At 41.8% G+C, this 11,024-nt stretch carries 10 protein-coding genes; 7 read left to right on the top strand and 3 right to left on the bottom strand.

Features of this window, described 5'->3' with window-relative positions; translation table 11 throughout:
- Nucleotides 1–633 precede the first annotated feature (633 nt).
- The 4 genes from yfcD to PSF27_RS05010 all read left to right on the top strand — a co-directional run bounded on the left by yfcD (nt 634) and on the right by PSF27_RS05010 (nt 4,303).
- Nucleotides 634–1,176 (top strand): NUDIX hydrolase YfcD, encoded by a 543-nt coding sequence (gene yfcD / locus PSF27_RS05025; protein WP_206082367.1) that lies wholly within the window; start codon nt 634–636, stop codon nt 1,174–1,176.
- Nucleotides 1,177–1,412: 236 nt separating this feature from the next.
- Nucleotides 1,413–2,648: a M24 family metallopeptidase gene (locus tag PSF27_RS05020; RefSeq protein ID WP_272539649.1), complete on the top strand. Its 1,236-nt coding sequence runs from the start codon at nt 1,413–1,415 to the stop codon at nt 2,646–2,648.
- An 18-nt stretch (nt 2,649–2,666) separates the two neighbouring features.
- Complete coding sequence (locus PSF27_RS05015) at nt 2,667–2,864, top strand: DUF3311 domain-containing protein (protein ID WP_206082365.1); 198 nt, start codon at nt 2,667–2,669, stop codon at nt 2,862–2,864.
- The gene (locus tag PSF27_RS05010; RefSeq protein ID WP_206082364.1) at nt 2,861–4,303 is read left to right on the top strand and encodes a sodium:solute symporter family protein; all 1,443 of its coding nucleotides are present in this window, start codon (nt 2,861–2,863) and stop codon (nt 4,301–4,303) included. Before PSF27_RS05015 ends, PSF27_RS05010 begins: the two co-directional genes overlap by 4 nt.
- 56 nt (nt 4,304–4,359) lie before the next feature.
- Here the strand turns inward: PSF27_RS05010 and PSF27_RS05005 are convergent, their stop codons facing one another.
- Entirely contained in the window at nt 4,360–4,830 is a 471-nt protein-coding gene (locus tag PSF27_RS05005; protein WP_272681008.1) for a DMT family transporter, read from the bottom strand.
- Nucleotides 4,831–4,933: 103 nt separating this feature from the next.
- Between PSF27_RS05005 and PSF27_RS05000 the strand changes: the two genes are divergently transcribed.
- On the top strand, nt 4,934–5,827 hold the full coding sequence (locus tag PSF27_RS05000; protein ID WP_272681007.1) for a LysR family transcriptional regulator: 894 nt from the start codon (nt 4,934–4,936) through the stop codon (nt 5,825–5,827).
- Between the two features lie 53 nt (nt 5,828–5,880).
- On the opposite strand, the gene pta is transcribed toward PSF27_RS05000, so the two are convergent.
- Nucleotides 5,881–8,025, bottom strand: a complete 2,145-nt coding sequence (gene pta / locus PSF27_RS04995) for a phosphate acetyltransferase (RefSeq protein ID WP_206082361.1) — start codon at nt 8,023–8,025, stop codon at nt 5,881–5,883.
- Nucleotides 8,026–8,096: 71 nt separating this feature from the next.
- Entirely contained in the window at nt 8,097–9,299 is a 1,203-nt protein-coding gene (gene ackA, locus PSF27_RS04990) for an acetate kinase (RefSeq protein WP_206082360.1), read from the bottom strand.
- Nucleotides 9,300–9,897: 598 nt separating this feature from the next.
- On the opposite strand from ackA, the gene yfbV reads away from it, so the two are divergent.
- Nucleotides 9,898–10,353 (top strand): terminus macrodomain insulation protein YfbV, encoded by a 456-nt coding sequence (gene yfbV, locus PSF27_RS04985; protein ID WP_206082359.1) that lies wholly within the window; start codon nt 9,898–9,900, stop codon nt 10,351–10,353.
- Between the two features lie 150 nt (nt 10,354–10,503).
- On the top strand, nt 10,504–10,998 hold the full coding sequence (locus PSF27_RS04980) for a YfbU family protein (protein ID WP_206082358.1): 495 nt from the start codon (nt 10,504–10,506) through the stop codon (nt 10,996–10,998).
- The last annotated feature ends 26 nt before the right edge of the window (nt 10,999–11,024 follow it).

Raw genomic sequence — 11,024 nt, 5'->3', positions numbered from 1 at the left:
GCCTAGCTGCAATTTGAACTATTTAGGGGATGGATCCCGCGTGTTGTTCAAACCGCAGTGTTGTTGACTACGCTCATTCGCGCTAGTCACATACTTGTGTATGCTCCTAACGACTTATTCACTTGTCACCTAGCTGCAATTTGAACTATTTAGGGATAGATCCCGCGTGTTGTTCAAACCGCAGCGTTGTTGACTACGCTCATTCGCGCTAGTCACATACTTATGTATGCATCCTAAGGATGCCTTCGTTTGACGCCTAGCTGCAATTTGAACTATTTAGGGATGGATCCCGTGTGTTATTCAAATCGCAGCGTTGTTGTCTGCACTCAGTTAGCTAACTGATAGCTTGCTAAGTTCAAGTTATCGCGCTAAAACAATGTTTCCATAGGTTTTATAATTTAACTATAGCATCTGTGAGCACAAATTGTGTGATTTGATTACGTTATCTTAAAATTGCTAAAAGCTCTATGAGCATTGTGATAATAAGTGCTTATTTGTGATAGCAACCAAATGCAAATTGGGCTAGGATCAACGATTAAGTGCGAGTCAAAAGCATCGTTGTATTGTCTGACATGTCGTGGCAATCAGTCTATGACATAAGCTATTTTAGCTTAATTATAAAAGGTTTACAGGATGGAACAACAAACCGAAGTCGTCGAATGGGTCGATATTGTCGATGAGGATAATAACGTTATTGCTCAGGCAACCCGCAGCCAAATGCGTGCTGAAAACTTACGGCATCGTGCGACGTATATTGTTGTGCATGATGGAATGGGGAAGATCTTAGTCCAGCGACGCACGGATATTAAAGATTTCCACCCTGGTTTTTTAGATGCCACAGCAGGTGGTGTTGTTACCCAAGGTGAAAATATTCTTGATTCAGCAAAACGTGAAGCGGAAGAGGAGCTGGGTATCGCAGGTGTACCATTTGCAGAGCATGGTCATTTTTATTTCGAGGATGAGCATTGCCGCGTGTGGGGTGGGTTATTTAGCTGTGTTAGCCATGGCCCTTTTGCACTGCAAGAGTCAGAAGTGGTTGAGGTAAGTTGGCTTACACCAAAAGAAATTAGCGCACGTTGTGATGAATTTACACCTGATTCATTAAAAGCGCTTTCTTTATGGCTCACTCGTAACAATGAGTCCGAAAAAGCCATCACTTGTGCTGAAAACTTATAATCCCCCAGTTTTAAATCGTAAAAGGGCTATTTTTTGTAGTCCTTTTCATTTTTTCACCAAAATTCAAATCTCTAGCAAGGTTAATTTTTGACTAATATATAACTATTAGTTATATCCAACTTACACCTTACACGATGTATTCATTTCAACTCTCGATATAATAAGCGAACTTATTATTTCGCTCGTCATATTGTGAATTTATTTAGCGATCAGAACGACGGATTGAGAAAACAACAATGACAATTCAAAAAACCGAGTCACTTTTAAAGCAACAACACCTTGAAAACGTAACAAATAAAGCCCGTGAAATTATGGAGCGTGATGGAATTGAAGCGCTAATTGCCACAGTTGGTGATAATTTTTATCATTTAACAGGGTTTGCAAGCTTCTTTATGTATACTTTTAGGCAGACAGGTTCTGCCATTGCCGTGATCTTCCGTGATCCCACGGTAAAATCACTGGTGATCATGAATGAGTTTGAAGCCGCGAACTTAAGCTTACAAATGCCAAATGCGCAAATTAAAACCTTTCCAATTTGGGTGGATGTTGACGACCCTTATAACCCTGATAATGGCAAAGTGGTGAAAGCAAGGCCGATCAATAGCCCAATCGAAACCATTTTTAATTTATTAAAAGACGCTTTATCTGAGGCGGGGGTGTATGGCAAACCTGTTGCGATTGAGCTTAACCAAATTACCTACACGGGTAAAAACTGGTTAGACAAAGTCATTCCAGAACTAAACTTAGTTGATTCCTCACCGCTTTTTAATGAATTACGCATGATCAAAAGTGAGTGGGAGATTAACCATCTGCGAAAATCAGCCCAAATTACTGAGGCAGGCATTGAAGCAGCTAGCCAGCTCATTCGTGTTGGCTGCACATCCGCGGAACTAACCGCGGCTTTTAAAGCGAAAGTAATGTCCTTTCCTGAAACCAATTACAGTCGTTTTCACTTAATTTCAGTAGGAAGTGATTTTTCACCTAAAATGTTGCCAGACAATGTGCCTGCAAAAGAAGGGGACTTAATTAAGTTTGATTGTGGTGTGGATGTCGCTGGATACGGTGCAGATATTGCACGTACCTTTGTGGTAGGTAAACCCAATGAAAAGGTGAGAGCGATTTACCAAACGATATTAAAAGGCCATCAATATATGTTGAGTCGTATTGCGCCAGGAGTTGCGTTGAGTGACGTATTTAACGAAACCATGGCATTAATTCGCTCATCAGGTTTACCGCACTATAATCGTGGCCATTTAGGGCATGGTGATGGCGTGTTTGTTGGTTTAGAAGAAGCGCCTTTTGTCAGTGCTGCAACCACCGAAGTATTCCGCGCGGGGATGGTCATGAGTTTGGAAACACCTTACTACGGTATTGGTGTTGGTGGAATTATGATTGAAGACATGTTACTGATTACAGAAGAGGGTGTTGAAATGTTAAGTTATTTACCTCGTGAATTGATTTCTTTCGAATAATAAAAATAAGGATTCTTTATGAGATGGTATCACTACCTCGTTATTTTCCCTGTATTGGCATTAACCGTTGGAATTTATTATGCCAATGAGGTTGAGCCCTTTGTAATGGGGTTACCTTTTTTGATGTTTTGGATTGTGGCATGGGTGATCGTGACAGCACTTATCATGTTATTAATTAATGTGTTAGACAATAAAAATCTTAAGGAAACGTCATGAGTTCCGCATTAATTATTATTACGGTATTTTTCCTTTTCAGCATTTATTTGGCGATTAGAGCGAAAAAGGGAAAAACCATGGATCATGAAGGATGGTCTGTGGGAGGGCGAAGCTACGGGGCACTGCTCGTTTTCTTACTGAGTGCAGGGGAAATCTACACCACCTTTACGTTTCTGGGGGGAAGTGGTTGGGCATATGGTAAAGGCCCCGCAATCCTCTATACCTTGGCTGTAAATGCGTTTATGGGGATATTTTTATATTGGGTGCATCCGCGGGTCTGGCGCTTTGCAAAAGATAACGATGTTAGAACTATCTCTGAATTATTTACCAAGAAATATAATAGCCAAGGGCTTGGGTTGTTAATTAGCCTAATTTCAATTGCGGCAATGGTGCCATTATTTGTGCTCCAATTGAAAGGTCTTGGTATTATTGTTTCACAAGCGTCTTATGGTGCGATCCCTGCAGATATGGCGATTTGGATTGGTATTATTGCTGTTACGCTGTTTGTGATGATTTCAGGTATACATGGGTCAGCTTGGACATCCGCACTAAAAGATTTAATGATCTTAATTGTTGTGGTGTTTATTGGGATTTATATTCCGTTGCATTATTACGGCAGCTTTGGTGATATGTTTAAAGCCATTGATACCGCCATGCCGAGCTTCTTAACCTTCCCAAAAACAGGGCTGAATATTCCTTGGTATATTTCCACAATATTCCTATCTGTCGTGGCCTATTTTTGCTGGCCTCACTATATGGCGGCGGTATTTACCGCTAAGGATGAAAAATCACTTAAGCGAAATAGTATTTTAATTCCAGCGTATAGCTTGATTATGCTTTTTGCCTTTTTTGTTGGTTATGCGGCGATATTGCAAATTCCACACCTTGAAGGTTCAGCAGTGGATTTATCACTATTTGAAATATCGAAAGAGACGTTTTCACCTGTTGTTGTTGGTTTTATCGGTGCAGCAGGGATGTTAACTGCCTTAGTGCCAGGTTCGATGCTACTACTAACGACCTCCAATATGTTGGCGGGCGTGGTACAAAAAGCGGTGGGTGCAAGTGAAGAAAAGCGTCAGTCTGGTGTCTATGCGCGCTATATGGTGCCATTAGTGGCATTAGTAAGTTTGTACTTTATTTTTCATAGCAATGACACGTTAGTGGCAATTATGCTGCTCGGTGTAAATATTGTGGCGCAATTTTTCCCTGCGTTATTGATGAGTTTTAAACAGCAAAACCCAATGACGCCAGCGGGAGCTATCTGTGGGATTTCAGCGGGGGTATTATTTCTCGCTGTGACCTATATCGAGAAAATTTCGTTAGCACAATTGTTCCCTTGGTTAGGGGAACAACTGAGTTTTATGAATATCGGTATTGCTGCATTTATTCTGAATATTATTGTTGCGGTGGTGGTGTCGTTATTTACCCATAAAAAGTAATATTACGACACCAACCTAAAATAAATACCCGCTTTATGCGGGTATTTTTATGCCAATTATTTACGAGACAGCTGAACACACAATACGCCAGCAATGACCAAACCTATGCCGAATATTTTACCGAACGGTATTGGATTTTGTGGCATACCAAACCAGCCGAAGTGCTCTATCAAAGCCGAAATGATTAATTGCCCTGCAATTACCATAACAAAGAAGGTCGTACTGCCAATCTTAGGAACTAAAATCAATGCCGAAGTGAGGTAAATCATACCGGCCATCCCACCAAACCATATCCAAATAGGTTGGCTGAATAGTTCAACGCTAAAATTGGGTTTTGGCACTTTAAAAACAAATAATAGTGGAATAAGAACGATAATACTGATAATCAGTGAAATGGCACTCGCCCAAAGCGGATGCCCCAAATGGCGGGCTAATACGGCGTTACTTGCAGCTTGAATCGGGACGACAACCCCTGCAAATAGAGCAGCCAAAGCTAAAATAATTCCAGATAATGAAAGTGTAGACATATAAACCTCAAAGTTAACAGGGGAATATGATTGATTTAAGATAAGCTTAATGAGCGGGGAACTGATTAGGAAATGAACATTTTTATAAGGTGATATTCGCCAGATGAATAACTTAAGAAGATTAGATGTGAATCAATTAGTTACCTTATTGGTACTATTGCGAGAACGTCATGTTAGCCGTGCTGCGGAGGCTTTATATAAAAGCCAGCCCGCAGTTAGTCATACTTTGAATCAGCTTCGTGAATTATTTCAAGACCCACTTTTGGTGCGCTGGCAGGGGCAGTATCAATTAACCAGTAAAGCGGAATCATTATATGGGCCATTAGCACAGGCATTGGAACAGTTGGACTACTTGATTACTCAGCAAGACTTTCAGCCTGCTTTGTGCCATCGACGGTTTAATATTGCGCTGTCAGATTATGGTGCGGCAATAATTGCACAACCGCTTACGCATTATCTGCGATTACATGCACCTGATGTGGATTTGAAAATTTGGCATTGTAGCCGAGAAGAAATGCAAAACAAGTTGCTAGAAGGGAGTTTAGATTTAGCATTTGGCGTGTTTAATGCGCTAGATAATACACTACGTGCGCAGTCGGTTTTTCAAGATAAAATGGTGAGTGTGGCAGATAAATCAATTTGCCCAAACGGAATGATGGAGCTGAACGAATGGTTATCTTATCCGCATGTCGCAGTGAGTATGAAACCGTTTGATACAAACGAGGTGGATTTGCAATTAAAACGCTTAAATCAGCATAGGCGTGTCGCTATAACAGTACCTTATTGGCAAGTTGCTCCACAACTTATTGTAGGTACAGATCTCATCTTAACTATCGCTCAAAAGATTTTTTCACAGAAAATAGATGAACACTGTGTGATATTTGAACCGCCGATTGCTATTTCGCCTCTTGATTTTCAAATGATTTGGCATGAACGAAGTGATGCAGATAACGCGTTGAATTGGCTAAGAGAGATTATTGTTAGTTTATTAATATAATAAAAAATGCCAGTCAGTGACACTGGCTGGCATTCATCGCAATAATTGATTAACTATGCGTTTTCGTTTTGTACTGCTTGGATAGCGGTTAACGCAACGGTATAAACGATGTCATCAACTAATGCACCACGAGACAAGTCATTGACAGGTTTACGCATACCTTGCAGCATTGGGCCGATTGATACGAGGTCAGCCGAACGTTGTACCGCTTTATAGGTGGTGTTACCCGTGTTCAGATCAGGGAAGATAAACACCGTTGCTTTACCTGCAACAGGGGAGTTAGGCGCTTTCGATTTTGCCACGTCAGCCATTACCGCTGCATCATACTGCAATGGACCATCAATCATCAGGTCAGGGCGTTTTTCTTGCGCTAAACGGGTTGCTTCACGCACTTTTTCAACATCACTACCTGCGCCGGAATCACCTGTTGAGTAAGAGATCATTGCAACACGAGGGTCGATACCAAATGCTTTTGCAGAATCCGCAGATTGGATAGCGATTTCAGATAATTGCTCAGCGGTTGGATCTGGGTTGATTGCACAGTCACCATAAACAAAGACTTGCTCAGGTAACAACATAAAGAACACCGATGAAACCAGTGAGCTACCTGGCGCAGTTTTGATCAACTGAAGCGGCGGACGGATAGTGTTGGCGGTGGTATGTACGGCACCTGATACAAGCCCATCTACTTCGCCTTTTTCGAGCATCAATGTACCGAGAACCACGTTATCTTCAAGTTGTTCACGAGCAACAACTTCGGTCATGCCTTTGCTCTTACGTAGCTCAACAAGGCGTGCAACGTATTCTTCACGAACCTTAACTGGGTCAACGATTTCAATACCCGTACCTAATTCAATGCCCTGTGCAGCAGCAACACGGCGGATATCGTCAGGGTTGCCTAACAGAACACACGTTGCGATACCGCGTTCAGCACAGATAGACGCTGCTTTAACCGTACGAGGTTCATCACCTTCAGGCAGAACGATACGTTTGCCCGCTTTGCGTGCTAATTCGGTTAATTGGTAGCGGAATGCTGGTGGAGACAAACGGTTTGGACGTTCAGAGTCAGCGACTAAAGATTCAATCCAGTCGCTACTAATATGGCGAGCCACGTAGTTTTGAATTTTTTCGATACGTTCATGGTCATCCGCAGGTACTTCTAAGCTGAAACTTTGTAGATTTAGGGAGGTCTGCCATGTGTTGCTTTTCACCATGAAGACAGGTAAGCCAGTTTCGAACGCTTGTTCGCACAGTTGACGAATAGGGGCATCGATGTTGTAGCCACCCGTTAACAGAACCGCACCAATTTCAACACCGTTCATTGCCGCTAAAGATGCTGAAACCAGTACGTCAGGGCGGTCAGCAGAGGTCACTAACAGTGAGCCTGGACGGAAGTGCTCAAGCATGTGCGGGATGCTACGCGCACAAAATGTGACAGATTTAACGCGGCGAGTTTTGATTTCACCTTCGTTAACAATCTCCGCACCTAAGTGTTTTGCCATGTCGATTGCACGCGTGGCGATTAAATCGAAGTTCCATGGAATAGACGCGAGCACAGGCAGATTTAGCGCAGAAAGTTGCTTAGGATCGAGATTTGCAACGGTTGCTTTGGTTGAATCATCAAAGATTTCAGATAGGTCAGGGCGAGTGCGGCCTTGTTCATCAACGGGTGCATTCACTTTATTAATGATAACACCGATAATATTTTTATTACGTTGACCACCAAATTCGTTACGAACCAGCTCTAAACGCTCTTGCATTTGAGTGATTGAGCTGTTGCCCGTCGCAGTGACAAAAACAATTTCAGCGCCTAACGTTTTGGCTATCTCATAGTTTAATGACTGAGCAAAAGAGTGTTTACGCGTTGGCACTAAGCCTTCAATTAAAATCACTTCCGCATTTTTAGTATGATCATGGTAACGAGCCACGATCTCTTCCATTAATACGTCTTTTTTAGAGGATGTCAGCAGTGATTCAACGTATTCCATGGTCAGTGGTTCAACAATGGTCGTAATACTTGAATGGGAGCGCAGAACTTCAGTAGTTTGGTCTTTATTGCCAGAGATGCGGGGCTGTGCGATAGGTTTGAAAACGCTTAATTGAACACCTTTTTGTTCCATTGAGCGAACGACACCAAGGCTAACGCTTGTTAAGCCAACGCTGGTGCCGGTAGGTATTAACATAATTGTACGTGACACGGGAACCTCTTTATTTCGGTTACTCTAATGACAAAACGATACCGCCAGCATTTGCTGGCGGTAGAAGTTTCTTATGCGGTTAAACGCGCAGTATCTTGAGCGATAACCAACTCTTCATTGGTTGCGATAACCAGCGCTGGACGGCTGTTATCGGTAGTGATTAAACCTTCTTTGCCGAAGCGTGCCGCTAAGTTACGTTCGTGGTCATATTCGAAACCAAGGATAGCCAGTTTCTTCAGGGTAATTTCACGAACTTGTGCGGAGTTTTCACCAATACCACCTGTGAAGATGATAGCATCAAGACGGCCTTCCATTAGTGCACTGTATGCACCAACGTATTTCGCTAAACGGTGGCAAAAAACGTCCATTGCACGGGTTGCATCTTCTTTTGTGCCATAGTTGTCTTCAACATAGCGACAATCGCTTGTTACACCAGTTAAGCCTAATAAGCCAGATTCTTTAGTCAGCATTTTATTGATTTGATCAACACTCATGCCTAAAGCGTCATGTAAATGGAAAATGATGGCAGGGTCGATATCACCACTACGTGTTCCCATGACTAAGCCTTCTAATGGGGTTAAGCCCATAGAGGTATCAACACATTGACCGTTAACAATCGCAGTGACAGAACCGCCGTTGCCTAAATGGCAAGTGATAACGTTTAATTCTTCAACAGGTTTGTTGAGTTTTTTCGCCGCTTCACGAGAAACATAGAAATGGCTTGTGCCGTGTGCGCCGTAACGGCGGATGCTATGTTCAGAATACAATTCGTATGGCAGGGCATACAGATAGGCTTCTTGTGGCATTGTCTGATGGAACGCGGTGTCAAATACAGCCACGTTTTTGTTGATCAGATGAGGGAATGATTTTCTTGCCTCTTCAATACCAATTAGGTGAGCAGGGTTATGCAGTGGAGCAAATGGGATTGCCGCTTCAATACCTTCAATCACGTCGTCAGTGATTAAAACAGAAGAGGTGAATTTCTCGCCGCCGTGAACAATACGGTGACCGATCGATGTAATTTGCGCTGACAACTCAGGTTTTTCAGCAAGAATGGTGTTAACAATGAAATTCAATGCTTCGCTATGCGCCGCACCAGCACCTAAAGGAGCTTCCTTTTTAGCACCATCCATTTTCCATTTAATACGGGCTTCAGGGAGATTGAAACACTCAGCTAAACCGGATAAAAACTCGTCACCGTTAGTTGGATCGATGATGGCGAATTTCAGTGAGGAGCTACCGCAGTTTAGAACCAGTACCAGCTTACTTGACATGGAAATACCTATCGTTAATTGTTGTTGTGAAGCCTTTAAAAAACATGAAAAAGACTCAGATATAAAAATATGGCGTGTTAGAGCCTAGCGTATTTATGAACTGAAACATCATGATTGATATCATGTTAAAGGCGAAAAAGTTAAAGATCTTGGTAATCTTCAAGGGTTTTATAAAGCTATCGTTACTCTTTTGTGCAAAGTGCAATATAAAAGAAAACTTCGCATCTGGTGTTGAAATAACGACCAAAACCCCAATATATAACTGTTGTCTATCTTTTTATTAAAAAGATGGATAAAGCGATAAAGTAACAAATTCAACAGCAATTCTAAATGTGGCAGATTCTACTAAAAATATTTTATATTTTATACGTTTTTTTTAAAAATAGGTCGTTTGATTGATTAAAATCATAAGTGTCGTATAAAGTGTAGTTATAGCACGAAGTTAGGTATTTATTAGAATAGCTGATTTTAATGAAAGTCGCTTATCTTAAGGTAAATTGAATAAAATAATTTGTTTAACTTAAGTGTGCGTTCTTGTTCACAATGGCGTAAGCTTAACGGCAGCTAGTCAGTTTTAGAAGTGCATAGGAAACGATTCATGAGTACATTGCAAAACACACCTCCAGGTTTTTTTAAACGCTTCAGATTAGGCAATCGATATCTGAAAATTTTTCCTATGGAAAAAAAACTGTCACCTATCTTCCCTGAAATCAGAATTAATAAAGCGGTACGTTTTGGTATTCGCTTTATGCCACCCATTGCTATTTTCACGCTCGCCTGGCAAATCGCTTTAGGTGGGCAGCTTGGCCCCGCCATCGCAACCGCATTATTTGCCTGCAGTTTACCAATGCAAGGGTTGTGGTGGTTAGGGAAACGTGCGTCTACACCATTGCCATCTGGCTTGCTGAGCTGGTTTTATGAGATCCGTGATAAATTTACGGCGGCTGGAATAGCAATGGCACCTGTTGAACAACAGCCTGATTATATGGCGTTGGCTGACCTTCTTAAGCGTGCATTTAACCAATTAGATCGCTCTTTTATGGAAGATGTTTAGCAAAAAATGGCTGTACAGTTATTGTTAAAAGCTAGATTTAACAATAAGTAATACAAAAAGCGTGTTTAGATCAATAAAAGCGATGTTTTCACTGTCTTAGATGTGGGTTGAGTGCGAAGATAAGCCATACTTTTCTGTAGGAGAGCTGTGATGGAAATGACGAATGCCCAACGCCTGATTTTATCAAATCAATACAAAATGATGACAATGTTAGACCCAGATAACGCGGAACGTTATCGCCGCCTGCAAACAATTATTGAACGCGGTTTTGGGTTACAGATGCGTGAGCTAGACAGAGATTTCGGTCATTTAAGCGAAGAAACGTGTCGCACAGTGATTGAAATTATGGAGATGTACCATGCACTGCAAGTTTCCTACAGTAATTTGCCTGAAAAACAAGATATTGATGGTCGCCGAGTCCAATTTTTAGGTTTTGATGCAGCAACAGAAGCACGCTATTTAAGCTATGTGCGTTTTATGGTGAACACAGAAGGGCGTTATACCCATTTTGATAGCGGAACTCATGGGTTCAACTCACAAACGCCAATGTGGGAGAAATATGTGCGGATGTTGTCGATTTGGCATGCGTGTCCAAGGCAGTATCATCTATCAGCGGTGGAGATTTCCCAGATCTTAAACGCCTAATGCTCGTCATTCTTCGCGCTGTCGCG

The organism is Providencia sp. PROV129, assembly GCF_028482245.1.
GTDB classification, from domain to species: domain Bacteria; phylum Pseudomonadota; class Gammaproteobacteria; order Enterobacterales; family Enterobacteriaceae; genus Providencia; species Providencia vermicola.
This window is presented reverse-complemented; position numbering and strand designations above follow the sequence as displayed.

Excerpts from the sequence above, each read along its gene's own strand:
- ackA (WP_206082360.1), bottom strand. The coding sequence starts at position 9,299 with ATGTCAAGTAAGCTGGTACTGGTTCTAAACTGCGGTAGCTCCTCACTG.
- PSF27_RS05005 (WP_272681008.1), bottom strand. The coding sequence starts at position 4,830 with ATGTCTACACTTTCATTATCTGGAATTATTTTAGCTTTGGCTGCTCTA.
- PSF27_RS05015 (WP_206082365.1), top strand. The coding sequence starts at position 2,667 with ATGAGATGGTATCACTACCTCGTTATTTTCCCTGTATTGGCATTAACC.
- PSF27_RS05010 (WP_206082364.1), top strand. The coding sequence starts at position 2,861 with ATGAGTTCCGCATTAATTATTATTACGGTATTTTTCCTTTTCAGCATT.
- yfcD (WP_206082367.1), top strand. The coding sequence starts at position 634 with ATGGAACAACAAACCGAAGTCGTCGAATGGGTCGATATTGTCGATGAG.
- PSF27_RS05020 (WP_272539649.1), top strand. The coding sequence starts at position 1,413 with ATGACAATTCAAAAAACCGAGTCACTTTTAAAGCAACAACACCTTGAA.
- yfbV (WP_206082359.1), top strand. The coding sequence starts at position 9,898 with ATGAGTACATTGCAAAACACACCTCCAGGTTTTTTTAAACGCTTCAGA.
- PSF27_RS05000 (WP_272681007.1), top strand. The coding sequence starts at position 4,934 with ATGAATAACTTAAGAAGATTAGATGTGAATCAATTAGTTACCTTATTG.
- PSF27_RS04980 (WP_206082358.1), top strand. The coding sequence starts at position 10,504 with ATGGAAATGACGAATGCCCAACGCCTGATTTTATCAAATCAATACAAA.